25 protein-coding genes are annotated in these 22,210 nt (G+C 69.5%); 8 read left to right on the top strand and 17 right to left on the bottom strand.

What is annotated here, in order from left to right:
* The first annotated feature begins 126 nt into the window (after positions 1-126).
* Positions 127-837, top strand: a complete 711-nt coding sequence (locus tag ABZ195_RS25930; RefSeq protein WP_355222759.1) for a phytanoyl-CoA dioxygenase family protein — start codon at positions 127-129, stop codon at positions 835-837.
* Positions 838-850: 13 nt separating this feature from the next.
* Here the strand turns inward: ABZ195_RS25930 and ABZ195_RS25925 are convergent, their stop codons facing one another.
* From ABZ195_RS25925 to ABZ195_RS25910, 4 genes are all read right to left on the bottom strand, one after another.
* Positions 851-1,438, bottom strand: a complete 588-nt coding sequence (locus ABZ195_RS25925) for a hypothetical protein (protein ID WP_355222758.1) — start codon at positions 1,436-1,438, stop codon at positions 851-853.
* 85 nt (positions 1,439-1,523) lie between these two features.
* Positions 1,524-1,901: a S4 domain-containing protein gene (locus ABZ195_RS25920; RefSeq protein ID WP_355222757.1), complete on the bottom strand. Its 378-nt coding sequence runs from the start codon at positions 1,899-1,901 to the stop codon at positions 1,524-1,526.
* A complete protein-coding gene (locus ABZ195_RS25915; protein ID WP_355222766.1) occupies positions 1,898-2,608 on the bottom strand; it encodes an MBL fold metallo-hydrolase in 711 nt (236 codons plus the stop codon). The genes ABZ195_RS25920 and ABZ195_RS25915 overlap by 4 nt, the downstream gene beginning before the upstream one ends.
* A gap of 4 nt (positions 2,609-2,612) precedes the next feature.
* Complete coding sequence (locus ABZ195_RS25910) at positions 2,613-3,590, bottom strand: helix-turn-helix domain-containing protein (RefSeq protein WP_355222756.1); 978 nt, start codon at positions 3,588-3,590, stop codon at positions 2,613-2,615.
* A gap of 19 nt (positions 3,591-3,609) precedes the next feature.
* Here ABZ195_RS25910 and ABZ195_RS25905 point away from each other — a divergent pair, with 19 nt between their 5' ends.
* Positions 3,610-3,822: a hypothetical protein gene (locus ABZ195_RS25905; protein WP_355222755.1), complete on the top strand. Its 213-nt coding sequence runs from the start codon at positions 3,610-3,612 to the stop codon at positions 3,820-3,822.
* Here ABZ195_RS25905 and ABZ195_RS25900 read toward each other — a convergent pair.
* Positions 3,801-4,823, bottom strand: a complete 1,023-nt coding sequence (locus tag ABZ195_RS25900) for a 1-aminocyclopropane-1-carboxylate deaminase (RefSeq protein WP_355222754.1) — start codon at positions 4,821-4,823, stop codon at positions 3,801-3,803. The two genes, ABZ195_RS25905 and ABZ195_RS25900, sit on opposite strands and share 22 nt — an antisense overlap.
* A gap of 57 nt (positions 4,824-4,880) precedes the next feature.
* Between ABZ195_RS25900 and ABZ195_RS25895 the strand changes: the two genes are divergently transcribed.
* Positions 4,881-5,540, top strand: coding sequence for a GntR family transcriptional regulator (locus ABZ195_RS25895; RefSeq protein ID WP_355222753.1), 660 nt, complete (start codon positions 4,881-4,883; stop codon positions 5,538-5,540).
* A gap of 12 nt (positions 5,541-5,552) precedes the next feature.
* On the opposite strand, the gene ABZ195_RS25890 is transcribed toward ABZ195_RS25895, so the two are convergent.
* From ABZ195_RS25890 to ddaH, 3 genes are all read right to left on the bottom strand, one after another.
* Positions 5,553-6,368: a DUF2993 domain-containing protein gene (locus tag ABZ195_RS25890; RefSeq protein WP_355222752.1), complete on the bottom strand. Its 816-nt coding sequence runs from the start codon at positions 6,366-6,368 to the stop codon at positions 5,553-5,555.
* Between the two features lie 261 nt (positions 6,369-6,629).
* Positions 6,630-7,787 (bottom strand): metallophosphoesterase, encoded by a 1,158-nt coding sequence (locus ABZ195_RS25885; protein WP_355222751.1) that lies wholly within the window; start codon positions 7,785-7,787, stop codon positions 6,630-6,632.
* 18 nt (positions 7,788-7,805) lie between these two features.
* The gene (gene ddaH / locus ABZ195_RS25880; RefSeq protein ID WP_355222750.1) at positions 7,806-8,582 is read right to left on the bottom strand and encodes a dimethylargininase; all 777 of its coding nucleotides are present in this window, start codon (positions 8,580-8,582) and stop codon (positions 7,806-7,808) included.
* 128 nt (positions 8,583-8,710) lie between these two features.
* Between ddaH and ABZ195_RS25875 the strand changes: the two genes are divergently transcribed.
* Complete coding sequence (locus ABZ195_RS25875; protein ID WP_355222749.1) at positions 8,711-9,022, top strand: hypothetical protein; 312 nt, start codon at positions 8,711-8,713, stop codon at positions 9,020-9,022.
* A gap of 13 nt (positions 9,023-9,035) precedes the next feature.
* Here ABZ195_RS25875 and ABZ195_RS25870 read toward each other — a convergent pair whose 3' ends face one another.
* Genes ABZ195_RS25870 through ABZ195_RS25860 form a run of 3 tightly spaced genes read right to left on the bottom strand, consistent with a single transcriptional unit; the run spans position 9,036 to position 11,656 of the window.
* The gene (locus tag ABZ195_RS25870; RefSeq protein ID WP_355222748.1) at positions 9,036-9,929 is read right to left on the bottom strand and encodes a MetQ/NlpA family ABC transporter substrate-binding protein; all 894 of its coding nucleotides are present in this window, start codon (positions 9,927-9,929) and stop codon (positions 9,036-9,038) included.
* A gap of 39 nt (positions 9,930-9,968) precedes the next feature.
* The gene (locus tag ABZ195_RS25865; protein WP_355222747.1) at positions 9,969-10,652 is read right to left on the bottom strand and encodes a methionine ABC transporter permease; all 684 of its coding nucleotides are present in this window, start codon (positions 10,650-10,652) and stop codon (positions 9,969-9,971) included.
* Complete coding sequence (locus ABZ195_RS25860) at positions 10,649-11,656, bottom strand: methionine ABC transporter ATP-binding protein (protein ID WP_355222746.1); 1,008 nt, start codon at positions 11,654-11,656, stop codon at positions 10,649-10,651. Before ABZ195_RS25860 ends, ABZ195_RS25865 begins: the two co-directional genes overlap by 4 nt.
* 299 nt (positions 11,657-11,955) lie before the next feature.
* Between ABZ195_RS25860 and ABZ195_RS25855 the strand changes: the two genes are divergently transcribed.
* The 4 genes from ABZ195_RS25855 (at position 11,956) to ABZ195_RS25840 (ending at position 16,178) form a co-directional block, all read left to right on the top strand.
* A complete protein-coding gene (locus tag ABZ195_RS25855; RefSeq protein WP_355222745.1) occupies positions 11,956-12,255 on the top strand; it encodes a hypothetical protein in 300 nt (99 codons plus the stop codon).
* Between the two features lie 74 nt (positions 12,256-12,329).
* Positions 12,330-13,781 (top strand): LLM class flavin-dependent oxidoreductase, encoded by a 1,452-nt coding sequence (locus ABZ195_RS25850; protein WP_355222744.1) that lies wholly within the window; start codon positions 12,330-12,332, stop codon positions 13,779-13,781.
* A gap of 10 nt (positions 13,782-13,791) precedes the next feature.
* On the top strand, positions 13,792-14,961 hold the full coding sequence (locus tag ABZ195_RS25845; RefSeq protein ID WP_355222743.1) for an LLM class flavin-dependent oxidoreductase: 1,170 nt from the start codon (positions 13,792-13,794) through the stop codon (positions 14,959-14,961).
* Positions 14,958-16,178, top strand: a complete 1,221-nt coding sequence (locus ABZ195_RS25840; RefSeq protein WP_355222742.1) for an SfnB family sulfur acquisition oxidoreductase — start codon at positions 14,958-14,960, stop codon at positions 16,176-16,178. The genes ABZ195_RS25845 and ABZ195_RS25840 overlap by 4 nt, the downstream gene beginning before the upstream one ends.
* On the opposite strand, the gene ABZ195_RS25835 is transcribed toward ABZ195_RS25840, so the two are convergent.
* From ABZ195_RS25835 to ABZ195_RS25810, 6 genes are all read right to left on the bottom strand, one after another.
* Positions 16,175-17,998, bottom strand: coding sequence for a fatty acyl-AMP ligase (locus ABZ195_RS25835; RefSeq protein ID WP_355222741.1), 1,824 nt, complete (start codon positions 17,996-17,998; stop codon positions 16,175-16,177). The genes ABZ195_RS25840 and ABZ195_RS25835 overlap by 4 nt on opposite strands.
* 234 nt (positions 17,999-18,232) lie before the next feature.
* A complete protein-coding gene (locus tag ABZ195_RS25830) occupies positions 18,233-19,243 on the bottom strand; it encodes an NADP-dependent oxidoreductase (RefSeq protein WP_355222740.1) in 1,011 nt (336 codons plus the stop codon).
* A 54-nt stretch (positions 19,244-19,297) separates the two neighbouring features.
* A complete protein-coding gene (gene ripD, locus ABZ195_RS25825) occupies positions 19,298-19,903 on the bottom strand; it encodes an NlpC/P60 family peptidoglycan-binding protein RipD (RefSeq protein WP_355222739.1) in 606 nt (201 codons plus the stop codon).
* Positions 19,904-20,146: 243 nt separating this feature from the next.
* The gene (gene tpx, locus ABZ195_RS25820; protein ID WP_355222738.1) at positions 20,147-20,641 is read right to left on the bottom strand and encodes a thiol peroxidase; all 495 of its coding nucleotides are present in this window, start codon (positions 20,639-20,641) and stop codon (positions 20,147-20,149) included.
* A gap of 45 nt (positions 20,642-20,686) precedes the next feature.
* Complete coding sequence (locus ABZ195_RS25815; RefSeq protein WP_355222737.1) at positions 20,687-21,703, bottom strand: NAD(P)/FAD-dependent oxidoreductase; 1,017 nt, start codon at positions 21,701-21,703, stop codon at positions 20,687-20,689.
* Entirely contained in the window at positions 21,700-22,209 is a 510-nt protein-coding gene (locus ABZ195_RS25810) for an isoprenylcysteine carboxylmethyltransferase family protein (protein WP_355222736.1), read from the bottom strand. The genes ABZ195_RS25815 and ABZ195_RS25810 overlap by 4 nt, the downstream gene beginning before the upstream one ends.
* Position 22,210: the final 1 nt, after the last annotated feature.

Below are 22,210 nucleotides of genomic sequence, written 5' to 3'. Positions count from 1 at the left end.
CCGCCGCAGAACCACCCGCGCCCAGGCTCACACCGACCGCGTCACCCGCGAGCGCGAATCCAATGCCTGACCGGCCGCCGCGGAAACCACTGGCGAGGCCACCCCTCGTTGCGCCACGCTGAGACGATGGACGTCGACGAGTTCGCAGCAAACGGCTTCGCCAAGATCGAGCAGATCGTGCCGCGCGAGTGTGCCGATGCGGCACGGCACGCACTATGGGACCGGATCCCGATGTCGCCGGACCGCCCGGACACCTGGACCGAGCCGGTGGTGTGGACCGCGGACCTCGACGGTGCAGGGCCCTTCGGCGTACTCGCGCGAAGCCCCAAGCTGGCCGCCGCTCTCGACACGATCTGCGGGGTGGCCGGCTGGAAGCCCCGCGGATCGCTGGGCAACGTGCCCGTCAGGTTCCCGGTCCCACCCGTCGCCGACGACCGCGGCTGGCACGTCGACCTGAACACCGTGCTGCCCGACGGCGCCTGGGCTGTCAGCGGGCGTCCTCACACGCTGCTCTTGCTGACGATTCTGTCCGAGGTCGGCCCCGACGACGCACCGACCCGGGTGCGGGTGGGCTCGCACCGCGACGTCGCCGCCGTCCTCGACGAACGACCGGTCGACGCGTTCGAGTGCGGGCCGGTCGTGGCCGCCGCCACCGCGCACCGCGACGTCGTCGTGGCCACGGGCAGTCCCGGAGACGTGTACGTATTGCACCCGTTCACGGTGCACGCCGCCGACGAACACCGGGGCAGCACGCCACGGTTCATGGCGCAGGCACCCATCATGCTGGCCGAACCGCTGTCTCCTCAGACGGCGTCGCCGCTGGGGTCGGCCTGGTGATCCCTCGGCGTGTCTAGCCGGGAGGAGCAGGCACGATCGTCGGCGGCGCCGCCGGATCAGCGGGTGCCGGTGGGGGTGCCTCGTATCCGGGCGGCGGTGGGCCGTTGAGCGGGTAGTACCCGGGCGGCAGAGCCGGGCCGCCACCCGAATTGGGCGCCGCCTGCGTCGGAGCGGTGTCCGACTCGGGGAAGTTCAACGACTTGAAGCCAGGCGGCAGCGGCGGTGGCGGACCCGCACCGGGCGGAGGTGCTGCGCCAACCGGCATCCCGTCGGGCGAGTCGCCCACGCCGTAGGGGTCCTTGGCCTGGTGCCATGCGTCTCGAATGAAGCCCAGCGGACCCGAGCCCGAACCGTACTGCTGGTTGGCGATCTCGGGCACCACGGGCGCGCCGACGGGAGGCGGCGCAGGTGGGGCGTCTCCCCCGGCGACCATCTGCTGGTCCGGCGCCGGTGCGCCAGGAATCGCCGGCACCGGGGTGACGGGCACGTCTGGGTCGGCGGCGGCCTGCGCGGCCAGGCCGAGCGCGCCCCCGGCGAGGAACACCCCTGCACAGGCGATCTTCGCGGCGTCGACGGCCGTGATGCGACGTCGTTCAGTCATGTAACCGGGTGTCCTCTCTGCTGACGCCCGGACATCGTCGCACACATCGACCTCGGAGGACCCGACATCGCGACCTCACCCGGGATCAGCCGTGCTGGGCACGCAGCTTCTCCAGCAACCGTCGGTCGCGCTTGGTGGGCCTGCCCGCACCGCGGTCGCGCACGGCCACCGGGACGGCGACCTTCGGGGGCGGTGCGGGCGTGCGATCGAGGAAGCACGTCACGGCGTCGGCCGCGCCCACCCGCTTCTGGATGACGCGCACCACCTCGACGACGCGCGTCGTCTCACCCACCCGGGCGCGCACCTCGTCACCGGGCGACACCATCGTCGAGGGCTTGGCTGGTCGGTCGTCGACGCGCACGTGCCCACCCCGGCACGCCGCCGCGGCGTCGGGGCGGGTCTTCGTCAGCCGGACCGCCCACAACCACCGGTCCACCCGGGCCGACTCGACCGACGCCGTCACCGGATGGTCCCTGACGGCCGGCGACGGCTCAACCAGTCGCGTTGTCCACGCACGAAGTCAGCATCCACCATCGCGCCATGGCCCGGGACGTAGACCGCGTCGGCCCCGCCGAGCTCCAGCACCCGGTCCAGGGTGGGCGGCCACGCGAACAGGTCGGACTCCTCGGTCACGACGGGGTCGCCCGACTCCTCGACGAGATCGCCGCAGAAGACCGCGGCGCGGGCTCCCGGCACGACCACGACGAGGTCGTGATCGGTGTGGCCCGCCCCAGGATGACGAACGTGCACCACCCTGTCACCCAGATCGAGGTCGGCGCCGTTCACCTGGCGGTCCGGAGCCCTGACGGTGGCGATGGCGCGATCGAGTTCGGCGGCGTCCGCGCCGTAACCCAGGGCGTGTGCTCGGACACCGTCGAGTTCGGTGGTGAGGGCCGTGGCGACGGCGGCGGCCCCGAGGAGATTGGCGTCGGGAAAGCCGGCGGAGCCCAGGATGTGGTCGAAGTGGGCGTGCGTCATGACCAGGTGGGTCACGGCGCCGCCGCCGAGGGTCGCGACGTCGGCGGCAATGGCGGCCGCCTCCACCAGGGTGGTCCCGCAGTCGACCAGCAGCGTGGCGGCGCTGCCGAGCACCACCCCCACCGTGACGTCGAGGAACGGCAGTCGGCAGCGGTGCACGCCGGGAGCCGGTGACTCCCAGGCGTAGTTCAGGGGCTCAGGCACCGACCACCCGCCCGGTGAAGCAGCTGCGGTACTCGCTGGGCGTGGTGTGCAGCGAGCGGACGAAGTGGTGCCGAAAGGTGACGGGCGAGTCGAACCCCACCCGGGTGGCGATCTGTTCGACCGACAGGTCGGAGGACTCCAGTAGCGCCAGGCTGGCCTGGATGCGCTGATTGATGAGCCACTTGATCGGGGTGGTGCCGGTGGCCCTGGCGAACCGTCGCAGATAGCTGCGCCGCGACAGCATGGACTGCGCCGCGAGCTCGTCGAGGGTGATCGGCGAGTCCAAATGTGCCATCGCCCATGCCATTCCGCGGGCGATCTCGCCGTCGGTGGTCGGCGCGGGCACCGGGGACTCGATGTACTGCGCCTGCCCGCCGGCCCGGTGCGGCGAGATCACCAGGCGGCGCGCCACGTCGTTGGCGACGTGGGCGCCGTGGTCGGAGCGCACGATGTGGAGGCACAGATCCAACCCGGCGGCACACCCGGCACTGGTGAGGACGTCGCCCCCGTCGACGTAGAGCGGGGTCGGGTCGACGTCGACCTCGGGGTAACGCTCCTGCAGCAGATCTGCGTAGATCCAGTGCGTCGTGGCCCTGCGGCCGTCGAGCACCCCGGCCTCGGCGAGGGCGAACGCACCCGAACAGATCGACACCAAACGCGAATTTCCCTGCGCAGCAGTACGAATGGCATCGACGAGCGCCGGCGAGGCAACCTTGCCTGCGTCGGCGACGCTGGGGATGACGACGGTGTCGGCCGCGGCCAAATCGGCGAGCCCGAACGACGTGCGCACGGTGGCGCCGCCCAGCATCCGAACCTCGGGCCGCTCGGAGCACAGCCGCACCGAGTACCAGGGCGTCGGGATGCCCGCGGAGAAGGCTGCGGACAGGTCGTGCATCCCGAAGATCTCCGCTGCCGCGCCGGATTCGAGACCCGACATTCCGTCGTAGGCCAGGATGGCCACCGTGTGCATGTCACTATCTTAGCGATAGATGGCCTTGGTGCCACTGTGCGGCGGGCTCCATCCAGACGATCATCGAAACATGTTCTACAAGAAGTCGTCTCGCATCCAGAAGATCCGACGGACCCGCGCCTTCACGGTGACCGCCGCGGCGCTGGCTGGCATTCACGCCGCCAACGGCCTCGCCCACGGCGTGCGACCGTCGGCGCACTCTCCCGCTCGCTACGAGAACAAACCGCTGTAGGCGTTGAGCGCCGGTTGCCCGCCCAGGTGGGCGTAGAGGACGTTGGACTGCTTCGCAATCGTGCCGTCGCGGACCATGTCGATCAGACCCGCCATCGACTTCCCCTCGTAGACGGGGTCGTTGATCATGCCCTCGAGGCGGCCGGAGAGCTTGATGGCATCCATCGTGGACTCCACCGGAATCCCGTAGAGGTCGCCTGCCCATCCCTCCAAGACGGTGATCTCGTCGTCGCGCAGGTCACGCTCCAGGCTGATGAGATCGGCGGTGTGACGGGCGATTCGGGCCACCTGAGCCCACGTCTTCTGCAACGTCGCGGACGCGTCGACGCCCAGTACGGTGCGTGGCCGCTCCTGACCGGCGAATCCGGCGATCATGCCGGCGTGCGTCGACCCCGTCACCGTGCAGACGACGATCGTGTCGAAGAAGACGCCGAGTTCGGCTTCCTGCCGCTGGACCTCGTAGGCCCAGTTGGCGAAGCCGAGCCCACCGAGCGGATGCTCCGAGGCGCCCGCGGGGATCGGATACGGCGTTCCGCCGGCGTCGGCGACCTCCTGCAGCGCGTCCTCCCAGGAGGAGCGGATGCCGATGTCGAAACCGGACGGGTCCAGTCCTACGTCGGCTCCCATGATGCGGGACAGCAGGATGTTGCCCACCGACTCGTCCAATCGGGTCTCGTCCCATACCTCCGGCCAGTCGACCCACTTCTCCTGCACCAGGCGGGCCTTGAGGCCCAGCTTGGCGGCGACGGCCGCGACCTGACGGGTGTGGTTGCTCTGGTAACCGCCGATGGAGACCAGCGTGTCGGCGCCGGAGGCCAACACGTCGGGGACGATGTACTCGAGCTTGCGGGTCTTGTTGCCGCCGTAGGCAAGTCCGGAGTTGCAGTCCTCCCGCTTGGCCCAGATCCGCGCGCCGCCCAAGTGCTCGGTCAAGCGGTCGAGTGGGTGCACCGGACTGGGCCCGAAGGTCAGCGGATACCTCTGGAAGTCCTCGATGGCCATGCTTCCCACTTCCCCATTGGCGATACGCAATATATCGCAGCATCGTACACTGAACCCATGCCCGTGCCCCGACAGTCCGCCAGCCCTCAGCGGCGCCTGCTTCGCGACGACGCCTTCACCGCCATCAGAGCCGCCATCGTCGACGGCACGCTGCAACCCGAAGAACGTCTCGTCGACGCGGAGCTCAGCGAATGGCTGGGCGTCAGCCGAACCCCGATCCGGGAGGCGCTCGCCCGGCTCGACGCCGCGGGTCTGGTGCGCACCCGTCCCGGGCAGTACACCATCGTCAGCCCACTGGACACCCGGAGCATGACCGACGCCCAGGGCGTCGCCGCGGCGATGCACGAACTCGCCGTCCGCGAGGCGGCTCCCCTGATGGGGCCCGAGCACTTCGTCGCGATGCGATCGGCGAACGAGCGCTTCGACGCCGCCCTGCACGACGAGGACGTCGACGCGGCGATCGCCTCCGACGACGCCTTCCACGACGTCGCCGTTCACCTGTGCGGCAATCAGGCGGTGCGGGCGGTGCTCGACCAGTACACGCCGTTGCTGCGACGCATGGAACGCGCGCGGTTCGCGTCGTCCACCGGGCGCGCCTCCGTCTCCCAGCACGCCAGGATCGTCGACCTCCTCGAGGCCGGAGACGCCGAGGGCGCCGCCCGAGAGGCGCGGCTCAACTGGCTGACGCTGACCTGGGCTACGACCCAGGACGACTGACGGCCACCGTCATCAGAGCCGGGCGAAGCACGGGTCGGCGTCGTCCTGGGGAATCGAGGCGTCGCGGGTCGAGAACGTCCCCACCACCCCGGTGGGTGTCACCTCGACGCGGTCGGCGTGGATGCCCAGCGGGTACTGCGCGTTGAGCTTGGCGGTCAACCCGTCGAGTGCGGTCTGGACGGTGTCCTTGGCCAGCGGACCCTTGACATCGACGACCTGCAGGGCGAGATCGCCATCGGTGACCACCGGCTTGGCCGTCACGACGACGTCGCCCGCATCGAGAACGAGCGTGCCCGCCGCGGGGTCGGTGGTCACGCCCGTGATGAGGTTGCCCACGCCGGGGAGATTGGCCGCCACGGTGTCCTTGATGCCGGCCGCCGTCCACGTCAACGTGGCGGTCAGAGAGCCGATGGTGCCCTTGGAGTCCGACGAGCCCTGCAGCCGCACGTCGGACACCGACACCTCGGCCTTCATGCCCTTGGCATCCTGCACGTTGTCGCCGGCGGTGGTCACCGAGATGTTGGTGTAGTGCCCGGTGACGTGCTGCCAGAGGAACGGCGGGTTGACGCCGAACGAGACCTCGGCGCCGTCGCGGACCACGCACTCGGCCACGTCGACCAAGAGGTCGTCCACCCGGTGCCGCGCGTAGAGTTCACCGCCGGCGAGGCCGAGGACCAGGACGGCCACCACGATGATCGCCAACAGCGTCAGCGACAGCGGATCGCGCAACCACGACCGACGCGGCTTCTTCGGTGGCGGCGCCTCGCCACCACCACCCGCCACCGGCGGACCGATCTCCGGTGGCGGCCCGGCGGCACGTCGCGGCATCCGCTCCGTGGGCACCGCATCGACGGGGGGCCCCTGCGGCCGGGGTGAGCGCATACGTTCGGTGGGGGCCACGTCGCCAGGCCGCTGCGGACCGCGGAACTGCCGGGTCGGAGGTTCGGCACGGGGCGGGCGCGGAATGCGCGTGGTCGGCGGTTCCGGGCGAACGGGCCCGCCGCGCTCACCCGGTCGCCGGGGGCCCTGCGGCGGCGTCGTCACGTCCACGATTCTGCCCTAACCGCGCCCCGGGGCGGTCGACGTCGGTCAGGGCGTTTCCAGGGTGATCACGCTGATGTCCGGCGGCGCGCCGACGCGCACCGGCGGGCCCCAGAAGCCGGCACCCCGGGACACGTACAACTGGGTGTCGCCGACGGAGGACAACCCGGCCAGCGACGGCTGCACCGCGCGTACGGCGTAGTGGAATGGCCACATCTGCCCGCCGTGGGTGTGGCCCGACAATTGCAAGTCCACCCCCCGGTCGGCGGCCGTGGCCACCTGCACCGGCTGATGGGCCAGCAGCACCGTCGGGCGGGTCGCGTCTCGGCCCCTCAGGGCCCTGTCGAAGTCCGGTGGGTCCGACCGCGACGCGCCCGCCACGTCGTTGACCCCGGCGAGGTCGAAGGCCGCCGAACCACGCCGGATGACGGTGTTCTCGTTGCGCAGCGGTTGCACGCCGAGCCGCTCCAGCTCGCGTAGCCACGACGAGGTGTCCTCGACGAAGTACTCGTGGTTTCCGGTGACGAAGAAGGCACCTTCACGAGAGTGCAAGTCGCGCAACGGTTCCGCCGCCGGACCGAGCTCAGCCACCGTCCCGTCCACCAGGTCGCCGACGATCGCCACCAGGTCCGGCGACGTCTCGTTGATCATCCTGACGATGCGCTCGGTGTGGGCGCGCCCCGCCAATGGACCCAGGTGGATGTCGGACACCACGGCGATCCGGAACCCGCTCAGCGCGGGGTCGAGCCGGCGAAGCTGCACCGGGACGCGCAGCACGTTCGGCGGCCCCAGCGCAGTCGTGGCGCCGACTCCGACCACGCCGACCGAGACGGCACCCGCCGCCACCGCACTGGCCCGGGCGAGGAAGAGTCGCCGGTTCACCGCGTCCGACTCGGCAGACGACGGAACCTCCGGCGCGGCCCGAGGCCGGATCCGGCGCCGCAGCACCCACCGCAGCGGCTCCAGCACCAGCAACACCAGGAACAGATAGGCGACGAGGGCGAACCACAGATAACCCGGCCAGGCGATCACGGGGTCGACGAGCCCGGGCGAGGCCAAGGTCGCGATCAGCAGCAGCGCCAGGGCCACCACGATCGCCGACCCGACCCAGCGGACACGCCCGGCGCGGGTGGTGTCCTTGACCAGTCGAGCCCAGACGTAGAGGTGCATCGAAGCCAGCACCACCCCGAGGACGAGGAGGAACATCAGACCACCGTCACGGAGTCAACGAATCCGCACGCTCAGACAGGTGACGCAGCCCTCGAGCTTCTCGTACTCCGAGACGTCGACGCGCTCGAGTCGGTAGCCACGGTCGGCGAACAGGGCGGCCGTCTCGGGAGCGGCCGAACTCATCAGCAACACGTCGTCGTCGAGGATGACCACGTGGGCGCCCGGTTCCTCCGGCACGGCCAGGAAGGACGGGTACACGCCGGGATCGTCGACGACGGGTTCATACCCGATGATCGTGCCGTCGGGCAGCGCGGTGACCGCGCTCTTGAGATGCAAGGCCTTCGTCAGGGGCACCCCGGTCACGGTATAGCCGCGCGGGGCGAGGATTCGGGCCAACTGGTCGACCGCAGGGGCCGTCGTGGTGCCGCTGAGCCCGACGTACACCTGAGACCCCACCTTGAGGACGTCACCGCCGTCGAGGGTTCCCTCGGTGATGGTCGTCGACTCCAGGCCTAGGGCGTCGAGGGTCTGCCGGACCGCGGCGGTCTCCGGATTGCGGGTGGGCTGCCGGGGGTTGGTGACCACCGCGAGGTCTCCGAACATCACCACGGTGTCCTCCACGAAGACGCAGTCGGGCATCGCGTCGTCGCCCCCGACGTCACCCTCGACCACGACGGTGGGCCACCCGTTGCGCTCGAGTGCCGCGACGTAGTCGTCCCACTGGCGCTTGGCCAGTTCGAGGTCGACGGGGCGGCGCTCGATGAAGGTGACGATGCCGTCGGCGAGAGTCTCCGCCGGGCGACGGACGAGCGCGAAGGGACGGTCGGGCATCTCGACATCGTAGGTGTGCCCGTAACGCCTCGGGCACCGGCGACGATGGGCTGGACGTCGGGCAGGAGCACCGGGAATGGTGCGGTCAGGCTAAGCTGATCCGAGTTGCGCCAACCGTTTGGAGCGAAATGATCAACGTCAGACGCGGATTTTGGGTCGTCGGCTGCGCCGCGGCGTTCGTCGCCGCGCCATTGGTTGCCGCCTCTCCAGCAGCCGCCAAGGACTGCCCTTACGGCACGGTACCGACGAAGTTCGACGGAGTCTGCGTGCAGGGCCAGGCCGGTGGCTTCGGCGCCCCCGGCGTCGTCGTGCCGCCGCAAGCCTCCCCGGGCGGCGCCGTCGTCGACCCCAACTTCAACGGCTACGGCTCGGTCAACGGCATTCCGTGCACGCCGGAGAACTACGGCAAGTGCATTGCCCTGCAGCAGAGTCAGGGCTGACCGGTAACCCTGGTCACCGGCCGATCGGCCCCAGCGTGTTGCGAATCAGCTCGTTGTCCGTCGTCTGCAGGAACTCGGCGATCTTGGGGTCCTTGAAGGTGGCGATCAACTTCTGGACGTTCGGGTCGTCGAGGTGCTCGTCGCTGACGACCAGACCTCCCTCGCTGCCCTTCGGCGCCGGTTCGCGGGCGATGATCTGGTTCTCCCTCAAGCCCGCGGCGTAGACGTCGGAGATGTGCACGACGATGACGTCCACGTCGGCGAGGCTGCGCGCGAGCTGCCCGATCGGCACCTGGACGAACTGGTAGTTCTTCGGGTTGGTCGCGATGTCGGACAACTGTGGAAGGCCCGCGATCGTGTCCTTGCCCGGCTTCAGGGTGATCTGCCGGTCGTGCGCGAGGTCGAGCAACGCGATGGCCTGACCGGCCGGGTCGTCGCGCAGCGCGACCTTGGCGCCGTTGGGAACCTGGTCCCAGCTCCTGTGCTTGTCCGAGTACGACGCCTGATCCCAGGTGAACGTCGGCGCGGCGAGGGTGAGCTTGAAACCGTTGGCCGCGATCGCGTCGTTCAGGAACGGCTGGTGTTCGAAGAAGTTTCCTGCCACCGTGCCGGCGTCGACGGCACGGTTGATCTCGATCAGGTTGTCTATCTTCGTCGGCTCGATGGTGATGCCGTGTGCGGGCGCGACCTCGTCGGTGATGAACTTCAACAGGTTCTCGGCGGCGATGTCGGTGCTCCACGTGGCAACCTTGAGGTTGGTGCCGAACGGCTTGTCCTCGTTGGCCTTCGTGGCGTAGAGGATGCCGCCCACGACGGCTACGACGAGCACCACGGCACCGGCGATCCACGGCCAGCGGTTCTTCTTCTTGAGCTCGATGTCGGAGGCCGGGCTGATCTGATCCTTCACGGTGGTCCTTCGTTCTGAGTGTCTTTGATAGGTGGCGTGTTAGCGCGTCAGAGCTCTGACGAGGCGGTCGCCCGCGAATTGGACGGCCTGGACGGTGAGGATCAGGGTGATCACCGTGGCGATCATGATGTTGTGGTCGAAGCGGTTGTAGCCGTAAGTGATCGCCAGGTTTCCGACCCCACCGGCACCGATCGAACCGGCGATCGCCGAGTACTCGATCATGGCGATCACGTTCACCGTCAACGCGCCGCCGAGTGCGGGCAAGGCCTCGGACAGCTGAACCGTGCGAATCAGCTGCACGTGCGTGCCACCGGAGACCTGACCCATGTCGGTGACGTCGGATCGCACGTCCCGCAACGCATTCTGAACCAGACGAGCGAAGAAGGGCACGCCGGCAACCGTCATCGGCACGATGGCCGCGGCGATGCCGATCGTGGTGCCGACGATGAAGCGCGTGAAGGGGATGATGGCCGTCATCAGGATCAGGAACGGCAACGAACGGCCGACGTTGACGATCGTGTCGAGGACCCGGAAGAGTCGATGGTCGGGGAAGAGCCCGAGCTCCGAGGTGTTGTGCAGAGTGATTCCCACCGGAGTGCCGATCAGCAGCACCAGGATCATGGTGGTACCGACCATCGACCAGGTCTGTCCGTAGGCGGGCAGGAGCAGATCGGGCACGTTGGCCCAGGGAGTGCTGAAGTCCTCCCCCGCGGCGAGGATCATGCCGCCGTCTCCGCGGTCTCGGGCTTGGGGCTGGCTGCCGTGACGTGCAGTCCGCGATCCCTCAGGTGGCGCTCGAATCCGGTTGGCGCAGAGGGTGAGACGGCCAGTAACGCGCGCCCGACGGCCACCCCCCGGATGGCTTCCACGCTCGCGCTGAGCACGTCGACCCGCGCGCCGGAGATCCCCGGCACGGTGTGAATGGAGGTGAGCCAATCCAGCGGTACCTCACGTGATGCGTAGGAGACCTCCCACACCTCTCCGGCGCCGTGGAACGGAACGCTGGGGCGGTCCGGAAGCAATTCGCGGGCCAGCGTGGAGGTCGGGTCGAGAATGACCTCGTCGACCGCGCCCCTCTCGATGATGCGGCCGGCGTCGATCCGGGCGACCGAGTCGGCGACCTCGCGGACGACCTCCATCTCGTGGGTGATCAAGATGATCGCGAGGCCGAACTCGTCGCGAAGGTGGCTCAGAAGGGCCAGGATCGACTTCGTCGTGGTCGGATCCAGACCCGAGGTGGCCTCGTCGGAGAGCAGATAGGACGGGCCGAGAGCGAGGGCACGCGCGATGCCGACGCGCTGCCGTTGGCCGCCGGACAGTTGAGCCGGGCGATCGTCGCGCCGGTCCGCGAGGCCGACTCGGTCGAGCAGGTGGGCGACTCGCTTCTCGACGGAGGCGTCGGTGGCTCCGAGGTATTCCAGTGGAAGTGCGACGTTCTGCGCGACGGTCCGCCGGCGCAACAGCGGTGCGGTCTGGAAGATCACGCCGACACTGCGGCGGGCAGCGAGTAACTCCGAGCCCTCGAGCCTGCTGAAGTCCTTGCCGTCGACCCGCACCGTGCCACTGGTCGGGCGCTCAAGGAAGCTCACGCACCGCGACAGCGTCGTCTTGCCAGCACCGCTGGGCCCGACGACCGCGAGGATCTCGCCACTGGCCACCGACAGCGAGATGTCGTCCAGGACGGTGCGATCTCCGAACCGTTTGGTCAGGTGTTCGATCTCGATCATGTTGGCTCACTTCACATTGGTGGAGGCTGGCGCGGAATCGAGGCAACGAATGCAGCGCGTCGGCGCGCAGTGTTCGACACCTCCGGCGCCGCAGGAGGAGAAACCTACGGAGGACTGCTCAGGCCGCACAGATTAGGGATCGGCCTGAATCAAACAGCGAGCGCGTCGGCCCGAGATCGCCCGTGATCATCCGATGCTGATGTCATGCACAGCTGGTGCTTATCTTGGCTAACTACCGTGGCGGATGTGTTGCCCGGCGGAGACCTTTCGCCCGGCGCCCAACCCGGAAGGGCACCACGATGAAGTCCACGAAGATCATCTCCGGAATCGCACTGGTCGGCGGCTTGTCCGCCGCCGCCCTGGGAGTCAGCAGCGGGGTGGCCAACGCCGCCCCCGCGCCCGGGGGTGCCCCGATCCCCGCTCACTGGGGCCCGCCACCACCGCCCGCACCGGGCTGGGGCCCGGGCCCCGTCGGCTGGGGACCACCTCCGCCGCCGCCTCCGCCCGCGCCGTGGAACGGTGGCGGTCCGATCCCGGGCGGCTGGAACGGTGGCTGGGAACCCATCGGCGGGTTCTGCCTCGGACCCTTCTGCGTGTAGCGCCCGGCTCGACGTTCGAATCGTCCTGACGCAAAGCAGTGACGTCGGCGCGTCGGGTCGACAGACTCGAGCCAGTGAGCCGACCGATCCGTTTCAACGCGTTCGACATGAACTGCGTCGCCCATCAGTCACCCGGCCTGTGGCGGCACCCGCAGGACAGATCCTCGCAGTACAAGGACCTGTCCTACTGGGCCGACCTCGCTCGACTCCTCGAGCGGGGTCGGTTCGACGGGCTGTCCATCGCCGACGTGCTCGGCACCTACGACGTCTACGGCGCCAGTGACGAGGCGGCCATTCGGCAGGCCGCCCAGATACCCGTCAACGACCCGCTCCTGCTGATCTCTGCGATGGCATTGGTCACCGAACACCTCGGCTTCGGCATCACCACCGGAACGGGCTTCGAGCACCCGTACCCGTTCGCCCGGCGGGTGTCCACGCTCGACCACCTCACCAAGGGCAGGGTCGGCTGGAACGTGGTCACCGGCTACCTGCCGTCGGCGGCACGCAACATGGGTCAGACCGACCAACCGGCCCACGACGCCCGCTACGACCACGCCGACGAGTACCTGGAGGTGCTCTACAAGCTGTGGGAGGGGTCCTGGGAGGACGACGCCGTCATCCGCGACCGCGAGCGCGGCGTCTTCACCGATCCCGACAAGGTCCATCACATCGGCCACGAGGGACGGCATTTCACCGTCCCGGGCATTCACCTGTCCGAGCCGTCGCCGCAACGGACCCCGGTCTTGTTCCAGGCCGGAGCCTCACCGCGCGGCGTCCGGTTCGCCGCCGAGAACGCCGAGGCCATCTTCACCGCCGCGCCGACTAAGGCCATCCTGCGCGAGACGGTGACGACCATTCGTCGCGAACTGGAACTGGCAGGCCGAGATCCCTACGCGGCGAAGATCTTCAACCTGTCCACCGTCATCACCGCCGAGACCGACGAGGAAGCCCGCGCCAAGCACGCCGAGTACCTCTCCTACGGCGACCCCGAGGGCGCCCTGGTGTTCATGTCCGGGTGGATGGGCGTCGACCTTGCCAGCTACGGACTCGACGAGCCGATCGGCAACGTCGACTCCAACGCCATCCTCTCGGCGGTCAAGGCCTTCCAGTCCGCCGATCCGGACGGCGGCGAGTGGGCGGTCCGCGACATCGCCGACTGGGGCAAGATCGGCGGGATCGGCCCGCTCATCGTCGGCTCGGGTGAGCGCGTCGCCGACGTGTTGCAGGAGTGGGTCGCCGAAACCGACGTCGACGGCTTCAACCTGGCCTACGCCATCACGCCGGGGACCTTCGCCGACTTCGTCGACCACGTGGTGCCGGTGCTGACCGCACGCGGCGCCTACCAGTCGGAGTACGCGCCGGGAACGTTGCGCAACAAGCTGTTTGGTCGAGGCGACCGCCTGCCCGACGAGCATCGCGGATCCCGGTACCGGGTGGGCGGGCCGTCGTCGACGATAATCGAACGACCCTCCACCAAGCCCTCATCATCGTCGTCGACGGCCTCGCAGCCGACGGCCACCCGCTAGGAGACCCGCCATGCCCGTGAAGCTCCACTGGTTCCTGCCCACCTACGGCGACAGCCGACTGATCGTCGGCGGCGGCCACGGCACTCCCGCCGGATCGGCACACAGCGACCGCGACGCGTCGATCGACTACCTCGGGTCGATCGTGCGCGCCGCCGAGTCGTTCGGGTTCACCGGCGCCCTCATCCCGACCGGCGCGTGGTGTGAGGACGCCTTCATCACCGCCGCCCTGCTGGCCCGGGAGACCACCTCGCTGGCCTTCCTGGTCGCGTTCCGGCCCGGACTCGTCAGCCCCACCCTCTCGGCTCAGATGGCGGCTACCTTCGCCAGGCACGCCCCCGGCCGGTTGCTGCTCAACGTGGTCGTGGGCGGCGAAGCCCACGAGCAGCGCTCGTTCGGGGACTTCCTCGACAAGGACGCGCGCTACGAGCGATGCGACGAGTTCCTCGACGTGGTGCGCCGACTCTGGGCGGGTGAGACCGTGAGCCTGGACGGCAAGCACATCCAGGTGGAGGACGCGGCGCTCGCGCTGCCACCGAACCCGGTGCCGCCGTTGTACTTCGGCGGTAGCTCGAAGGCCGCGGGGCCGGTGGCCGCCAAGCATGCCGACGTCTACCTGACCTGGGGAGAGCCGCCGGAGGCGGTACGGGAGAAGATCGAGTGGATCCGCAAGGAGGCCGCCGACGAAGGCCGCACGGTGCGCTTCGGCATTCGTTTGCACACCATCTCGCGCGACACCGCCGACGAGGCGTGGGCGCAAGCCGGAAAGTTCGTCGACGCGCTCGACGAGGCGACGGTGCGCGACGCTCAGGCTGGGCTGAGCCGCAGCCAGTCCGAGGGGCAGAAGCGCATGCTCGCCCTGCATGAAGCCAACCGCGCCAACGGTTCCTGGAACGACGCCCGCAGCCTGGAGATCGCGCCCAACCTGTGGGCGGGCGTGGGCCTGGTCCGCGGCGGGGCGGGTACCGCACTGGTGGGCAGCCACACCGACGTCGCCGACCGCATCGCCGAATATGCCGAGATCGGCATCGACGAGTTCATCTTCTCGGGCTACCCGCATCTCGAAGAGCTCTACTGGTTCGGCGAGGGCGTGGTGCCGGTGCTGCGCGAGCGCGGACTGTTCGACGCCGGACGGGTCGACGCGACACCCACCTCGATTCCGTTCCTCGGCAGCGCGCGATGAGCGCACCCGCCGCGACGCACGCCGTCGCCACCGTCGCCGACGCGGTCGAAGTGGCCCACCGGTTGTCGGTCGAGTTCGCGGCCGAGGCAAGTGCGCGCGACGCCGACCGGACCCTGCCGCACGCCCAGGTGCAGACGCTCAAGGAATCCGGGTTGTTGACGTTGTCGGTGCCCGCCGAGTTCGGCGGGGTCGAGGCACCCTACGAAGTGGTCGCCGAGGTGTTCCGGTCGATTGCTCGTGCCGACCCGTCACTGGCCCAGATCCCGCACTCGCAATACACCTTCCTCGAGGCCATTCGCCTGCAGGGCACGCCGACCCAGAAGGCCTTCTTCTACGGCGTCGTCCTGCGCGGTGCTCTGCTGGCCAACGCGCAGTCCGAACGCGGCCCGCATCCGATCGACGTCGACGCCACCACGTTGACCGAGGACCGATCTGGTGGTTACGTGCTGTCCGGTCGCAAGTTCTACTCCACCGGGGCGCTCTTCGCCGACTGGGTCATCGTCCGGGCGTCGGTCGCCGACGGCTCCGGTGACGCGCCGACGTCGAGCACGCCCAAGGCCCTGGCCTTCGTGCCCCGCGACGCGCCGGGGCTACGCATCGTCGACGACTGGGATGGCATGGGCCAGCGCACCACCGCGTCGGGCACCGTCACCCTCGACGACGTGCGGGTGCCCGCCGAACACGTCGTGCCGTTCTCCCCCATCTTCGCCGAGCCGAGCACCTACGGCGCCCAGGCGCAGGTGTTGCACGCCGCGATCGACGTCGGCATCGCCACCGGCGCACTGGAGGAGGGCCTTCGGCTGGCCGCGGCCGCCCGTCCGCACTTCGAGGCCCGGGTGGACACTGCCGCCGAGGACCCCACCGTGATCCAGCTGGCCGGCGAACTGGTCGTCACCGTGCGAGGCGCCCAGGCGTTGCTCGCCGAGGCCGCCCGCGAAATAGACTGCGCCCGAGCCAATCCCACCGCAGAGGCGACAGCCGCGGCGTCGATCGCGGTCGCCGTCGCCAAGGTTGCCGCGGTGCGCGCGTCGCTGGAGGCGTCCGCGGCGTTGTTCGAACTCGGCGGGACCCGCAGCGCCTCGGCGAGCGGAAACCTGTCACGCTACTGGCGCGACGCCCGCACCCACACCCTGCACGATCCAGTGCGCTGGAAGATCCAGCACGTCGGTCGCCACGCCCTCTCGGGCACCATGCCGCCGCGGCACGGCCAGATCTAGTCGAAGGCGCCGTCGAGGTACTGAGCGCGGCACGCTCTGCGGGCCAGCTTGCCGCTGGTGGTGCGCGAAATGGATCCGGCAGGAACGATTCTCGCGTCGTAAACGTCCAGGCCGTGACTCCGCGAAACCTCGGCCCTGACCGCCGCGAGCGCCTCCTCAGGGTCGGCCCGGCTGGTGCCCGCGGCGCGCTCGGCGATGACGACGAGGCGCTCGCCGGGGACCGTGAACGCCGCGACGTAACCACGGCGGACGACCCGCGAGGCGTCGGCCACCGTGGCCTCGACATGCTGCGGGTAGACGGTGCGCCCGTCCACGAGCACACGGTCGGCGATCCGGCCCGTCACGTACAGCTCACCGTCGAGGTAGAAGCCGAGATCACCGCTGCGCAGCCAGTCGGCCGTCGCCGGCACGCCCGCGGTGTGGCTCCCCGCCCGGAGTGCGGAACTCAACCGGGCGTGAAAGGTGCGGGCGCTGTCTTCGGGCAATCCCCAGTATCCCCGGCCGATGTTGTTGCCGTGCAGCCACATTTCGCCGACGCTCCCGTCGGGGAGCTCGGCGGCGGTGTCGGGGTCGACCACCGCTGCCCAGAGGCTGCGCGCCACCTGACCGGAGGACACCTGCGGCACCGCGGACGGGGCGTCGGCTGCAATGGGCACCGCGCGACCGGCCTCCAACTCGTCTCGGTCGACGTAGAGCACCGAGGCCTCCGCCGTCGGAGCCGTGGTCGAGACGAACAGCGTGGCTTCGGCGATGCCGTAGGACGGCTTGATCGCAGCGGCAGGCAACCCGTGGGGTGCGAACGCCTCGCGGAAGGCGGTGATGGCGTCCATGCTCACTGGTTCGGAGCCGATGATGAGCACGACGTTGGCCAGGTCGACGTCCTCGCCCGGGGCGGGCCGCCCTCGCTGTGCGGTCCACTCGTAGGCAAAGTTGGGCGCCGCGGTCACCACCCGCCCCTTCCGCGACCCGTCGGAGAGGGCGTTGATCCACCGCTGCGGCCTGCGAACGAACGCGGTCGGCGACATCAGGGTCGAGTGCCCGCCGTACACCGCGGGGAAGCCGATCATCGAGAGACCCATGTCGTGGTAGAGCGGCAACCAGCTGACGCCGTGGGTGTTTCGGTTCAGCAGGTCGATGGACAGGATCATCTGGATCAGGTTGGTGCCGACCGCACGATGGGTGATCTCCACCCCAACCGGCGGACGCGTCGAGCCCGAGGTGTACTGAAGGTGCGAGACGTCGTCCACGTCGACCTCGACCGGGACGAAGCCCTCACCCTCGGAGTCCGGGATCCGTTCGAGGAGGAGCACTTTCGGACGCAGTTCCAACGGGAGGGTGGCCAGGAAGGACTCCACCGAAACGAGGGCGGCCGCGGTGGTCAGCACGACCGACGGCCGCGAGTCGCGCAACGCGGTGTCGAGGCGTTCGGCGTGGCCCGGGAGTTCCGGCGCGAACAGCGGCACCGCGACGGTGCCGGCCTTGATCGCTGCGAAGAAGCCCGTCACGTACTCGAGTCCCTGCGGCGCCAGGATCGCGACCCTGTCACCGACAGCCGCCATGCGCCGAAGCCGGGCGGCCACGGCCCGAACCCGCACACCGAGCTCGGCCCACGTCAGTTCCACCGTCACGCCGTCGTCGGAGCGGGTGAAGTCCAGGTACCGGTAGGCCACCGCATCGCCGACATGCGCGACGTTGCGGTCGATCAGCGAGGGTAACGTCACCCCTGGGGGAAGTGCGACGCGGCCGTCGGCCGTGAGGCAGTCCTCGATGCGAAGCAGGCCCTCGGGGGCGACGTACTCCTGCCGAGAACCGCGTGCCATACCCGACATCCTAGGCGGCGCGAGACTCGGCAAAGCCGGTGTGGCGCGGCACCCACCCCGACACGTGGCCACCACGCCGCATTACCAGAATTCCCGTCGCCGTGTGTGAACCATCCACAGGCTGTTCTTTGAAATACCATGTGTCACAGAAGTTTCAGGAAGAGCATCTTGTCGGCGTGGGTATCGGGTGATAGCCCGGCTGCAACGGGAGCCGCTCCTCGTCGAACCGGGCGACTAGCCGACCCGAACCAGCATCTTGCCGACGTTGGCACCGGTGAAGAGACCGTTCAAGGCGTCGATGCACGACTCGATCCCCTCGTAGACGGTCTCGCGGTGAACCAGCAGACCCTGCTGCTCCCATCGCCGCAACGCCGCGAAGGCCTCGTCGAACCGGCCCCATTCGTCGAGGGCGTTGAACCCCTGCATGGTTGCGGTCTTGGCCAGGATGTTGACGTAGTTGGCGGGTCCGGGATGCTCGCCGGTCAGATAGCTCGAGATCACCCCGCACAGCACCACCCTGGCCTTGGCCGCCAGACGTCCCAGCACGGCGTCGAGGATGGGCCCGCCGACGTTGTCGAAATAGACGTTCACCCCGCGCGGGCACGTCGCCTTCAGCGCCGCGGGGACGTCACCGGCCCGGTAGTCGACGCAGTCGTCGAAGCCAAAGTCCTCGACCACCGCGCGGCACTTGTCCGGCCCGCCCGCGATGCCGACGACGCGGGCACCAGCGATCTTCGCGATCTGGCCGGCCACCGAGCCGGTGGCGCCAGCGGCCGCCGAGACCACCACGGTCTCCCCCGGCGCCGGCCGTCCGATGTCGTGCATCCCGAAGTAGGCGGTGGCCCCCGTCGGCCCGTAGATCGACATCACCGCCAGCTGGTCGACCTCGTCCATTCCCGTCACGGGCGTGCAGAACACGTCGTCGCGCACGATGGCGTACTCCTGGAATCCGGACAGGGTGGTCACCACGTCGCCGACGGCGTAGGCGTCGCAGCGCGATTCGACCACCTCGCCGATCCCGGCGGCGCGGACCACTTCGCCCAGAGCCACCGGGGGCAGATAGCCCGGCTGGTCGTTGAGCCACGTCCGTGCGGCGGCGTCGATGCCGACATAGGTCATCCGGACCAGCGCCTCGCCGTCGGCGGGCCGCGGTGCGGGGCCCGTCACCAGCTCGGTGTCACCGGGGGCGACGAGGCCGTTCGGCCGGCGACGCAACACTATCTGGCGGTTCGTCGGGTCGGACACCAGACGAACCTACCCAACCGGCCACGAGTGGACGGGGAGACCGCGGATCTCGACTCAGGCGATGATGCGACCGAGGTATGGGGTCATGTTGGCGGTCCGCACCGCTGAGACCTTGATGCCGGTGTCGGTGGCCTCCAGCATCTGGCCGTTGCCGACGAACAGCGCGACGCTCTGCGTGCCGTCCGGGCCGAAGAAGATCAAGTCGCCGGGCAGCGCCTGGCTGGGGGCGACCTTCTGCGCGACCCGATACTGCTCACCCGAGGACCGCGGCAGCTTGATCCCCGCTCCGGCGAAGGCGTAGACGATGATCCCGGAGGCGTCGAAGCCGACCACGCTAGGCGCTGGTGCCGGTGCCGGCACCGTGCCGAGGATCGACGTTCCCGGCACCGTGCCGAACACGCTGCCCGGATCGGTGCCCGGGGTGTTGGCGCGTTGCTCGGTCGCGAGCCCGTCCACCGAGGGACCGCGGCCCAGGGACGGACCGTTGGCGTCACCGCCTCCGTAGGCGAAGGGAACACCCTGCTGGGAGAGAGCACGCTTGATGACGAAGTCGACGGCCTGCTGATTGCGCGCGGGCCGCTGATAGGGGTCGGCCGACGCGAGTCCCGGCGTCGCCACCAACACGGCGAAGCTGATCACGAAGGCGAATATGCGTCTCATCGGGGTTTCTCTCTCTGCTGTGTCGGGGCGACGTCTTCACTTCTACTACCCCTCAACGCAGGCGAACCAATTGCTGACTGCCCCAACGCCAATGAGCCGCCATACCGTGACCGAACGGTGACGCCGCGGGCCGGATGAGTGGCCCAGGACACAGGTCGGGTCACCCCGCACGACGACCCACGGACACGGCGATGGCGAGGACCCGTGGGGTCCTCGCCATCGGTGCGGGTGTCGGTGGTCGGGTCAGCTCAACGCGGCCAGCGCTGCGTCGTAGTCCGGCTCCTGGGCGATCTCGGGTACCAGCTCGGTGTAGGTGACGTTGCCGTCGGCACCGATCACGACGACGGCCCGGCCGAGCAGTCCGGCGAAGGCACCGTCGGCGATGGTGACGCCGTAGTCCTTCCCGAAGCTGTCCCGGAAGCCCGACGCCGTGGTGACGTTCTCGATGTCCTCGGCACCGCAGAAGCGCTTCTGCGCGAAGGGCAGATCGTTGGACACGCACAGCACCGCGACACCGGCCGAGGCGGCACGCTCGTTGAACGTCCGCACGCTCGCAGCGCAGACGGGGGTGTCCACCGACGGGAAGATGTTGAGCAGCAACGGCTTTCCGCTGAACTGATCATTGGTCACGGCACTCATGTCGTTGCCGGTCAAGGTGAATCCGGGCGCGGGCGACCCGACTGCGGGAAGCTCGCCGACCGTGTTGATGGGATTTCCGCCTAGCGTTATCTGTGCCATGGGGACAGTCTGCCAAGTCCGGGGCGGACACACGAGGTGGGGTGGTCAGTAGGCGAGCCGGTCGACCGCCATGGCGAACACGCGCGGCAGGGCCGCGGCCACGGGCACGATCCCCGCCCGGACCGGTCGCATCCCACTGGCGCGCAGCAGCCCCGTCGTCAGTAACCGGTACGGCCGCGTGACCCGTCGCCACCGCTGGTCGTAGTCACCCGGTCGGTCGGCGATCACGCAGTCCACCAGTTGCCGTGCCGCGCCGAACGCGAGCCCCAAACCCTCGCCGGTCAACGCGTCGACGTAGCCGGCCGCGTCACCGACCAACATCACCCGTCCCGCCGTGCGAGTCGTCGCGCCCTGGCGCAAGGGACCGGCCGCCCGGTCCGGACCGTGGGCCTGGCCGTGCACCCGCTCCCGCAAGGCGGGGAACTCCGCGAAGCGGGCGTCGAAACCGCCACGGGTGGAACCGAGGATGGCGATGCCGACGCAGTCGTCGGCGACCGGAGTCACGTAGGCCTCGGCTCGAGGGCCCCAGTGCACCTCCACCGAATCGGTCCACGGCGCGATCTGCACGTGGCGCCGGATGCCCCATCGACGTCGTCCCGAGCTGGGCCGGTCGAGGCCCAGCGAGCGTCGAATGGGTGAGTGCAGGCCGTCGGCCGCCGCCAGATACCTGGCCGAGAGGTCCCCCGCGCGCACCGACGCGTCGTCCTGCGTCACCGACCCGACGTCGCGGTGGACGAACCGCACCCCGGCGTCGTCGGCCGCGTCGCGCAGCGCGGTGTGCAACACGGTCCTGCGCACGCCACGCCCGTGGCCCGCCCGGAAGTTCGCATCGACGCGCTGCCCGCCACCGAGGTAGGCGATGCCGCGCAGTTCGCGGCCCTTGGGGTCGACCCCGAGGTGGGCCAGATGGTCCAGTGTGTGCGGCATCAGACCCTCGCCGCACGCCTTGTCGAGGCTGCCCTCGCGCCGTTCCACCACGACCACCTCGAGGCCGGCCCGCGCCGCGTACAACGCCGTGGCCAAACCGGCCGGGCCGCCCCCACCCACCAGCAGGTCGATCACGACAGGCTCGCCAGCGCGGAGTTCTCCACCTCGAGGCGCGTGCGCAGCAGAACCGCGTTGAGGATGGTGAACACCGCCGCGGTGATCCACGCGTCGTGCACCAGGGGCAGCGCCACGCCCTCCACGACGACCGCGACGTAATTCGGGTGCGGGATGAGGCGATACGGTCCACCGGTCACGCGGTCGGCGCCGGGGACGACGATCACCCTGGTGTTCCACTGTGGTCCCAGCGTGGTGATGCACCACCACCGCAGGACCTGGGCCACCACGACGACGGCCAGCATCGGCCATCCCAGCGCGGGGATGAACGGACGGTGCAGGACCAGGGGCTCGACCAGACAGCCCACCAGCAGCCCGACGTGCAGCACGACCATCACGGGGTAGTGCTCGGCGCCGAACTCCACGCCTCCCCTGGCCTGACTCCAGGCCCAATTGCGTTTGGACACGACCAGTTCGGCGATCCGCTCGACGGCGATGACGACGATCAAAACTACGTACCAGGTCATC

It is taken from the genome of Mycobacterium sp. NPDC006124, from assembly GCF_040614235.1.
GTDB lineage: Bacteria > Actinomycetota > Actinomycetes > Mycobacteriales > Mycobacteriaceae > Mycobacterium.
Note: the sequence above shows the minus strand (reverse complement) of the source record. Positions and strands in the feature narration are given on the sequence as shown.

Coding starts and splice junctions, on each gene's coding strand:
- ABZ195_RS25835 (WP_355222741.1), bottom strand. CDS start 17,998: ATGGCACGCGGTTCTCGGCAGGAGTACGTCGCCCCCGAGGGCCTGCTT.
- ABZ195_RS25865 (WP_355222747.1), bottom strand. CDS start 10,652: ATGATCCTCGCCGCGGGGGAGGACTTCAGCACTCCCTGGGCCAACGTG.
- tpx (WP_355222738.1), bottom strand. CDS start 20,641: ATGGCACAGATAACGCTAGGCGGAAATCCCATCAACACGGTCGGCGAG.
- ABZ195_RS25885 (WP_355222751.1), bottom strand. CDS start 7,787: ATGTTCCTCCTCGTCCTCGGGGTGGTGCTGGCTTCGATGCACCTCTAC.
- ABZ195_RS25930 (WP_355222759.1), top strand. CDS start 127: ATGGACGTCGACGAGTTCGCAGCAAACGGCTTCGCCAAGATCGAGCAG.
- ABZ195_RS25875 (WP_355222749.1), top strand. CDS start 8,711: ATGATCAACGTCAGACGCGGATTTTGGGTCGTCGGCTGCGCCGCGGCG.
- ABZ195_RS25900 (WP_355222754.1), bottom strand. CDS start 4,823: ATGGCCATCGAGGACTTCCAGAGGTATCCGCTGACCTTCGGGCCCAGT.
- ddaH (WP_355222750.1), bottom strand. CDS start 8,582: ATGCCCGACCGTCCCTTCGCGCTCGTCCGTCGCCCGGCGGAGACTCTC.
- ripD (WP_355222739.1), bottom strand. CDS start 19,903: ATGAGACGCATATTCGCCTTCGTGATCAGCTTCGCCGTGTTGGTGGCG.
- ABZ195_RS25810 (WP_355222736.1), bottom strand. CDS start 22,209: ATGACCTGGTACGTAGTTTTGATCGTCGTCATCGCCGTCGAGCGGATC.
- ABZ195_RS25840 (WP_355222742.1), top strand. CDS start 14,958: ATGAGCGCACCCGCCGCGACGCACGCCGTCGCCACCGTCGCCGACGCG.
- ABZ195_RS25895 (WP_355222753.1), top strand. CDS start 4,881: ATGCCCGTGCCCCGACAGTCCGCCAGCCCTCAGCGGCGCCTGCTTCGC.
- ABZ195_RS25855 (WP_355222745.1), top strand. CDS start 11,956: ATGAAGTCCACGAAGATCATCTCCGGAATCGCACTGGTCGGCGGCTTG.
- ABZ195_RS25910 (WP_355222756.1), bottom strand. CDS start 3,590: ATGCACACGGTGGCCATCCTGGCCTACGACGGAATGTCGGGTCTCGAA.
- ABZ195_RS25905 (WP_355222755.1), top strand. CDS start 3,610: ATGGCCTTGGTGCCACTGTGCGGCGGGCTCCATCCAGACGATCATCGA.
- ABZ195_RS25860 (WP_355222746.1), bottom strand. CDS start 11,656: ATGATCGAGATCGAACACCTGACCAAACGGTTCGGAGATCGCACCGTC.
- ABZ195_RS25845 (WP_355222743.1), top strand. CDS start 13,792: ATGCCCGTGAAGCTCCACTGGTTCCTGCCCACCTACGGCGACAGCCGA.
- ABZ195_RS25925 (WP_355222758.1), bottom strand. CDS start 1,438: ATGACTGAACGACGTCGCATCACGGCCGTCGACGCCGCGAAGATCGCC.
- ABZ195_RS25890 (WP_355222752.1), bottom strand. CDS start 6,368: ATGCCGCGACGTGCCGCCGGGCCGCCACCGGAGATCGGTCCGCCGGTG.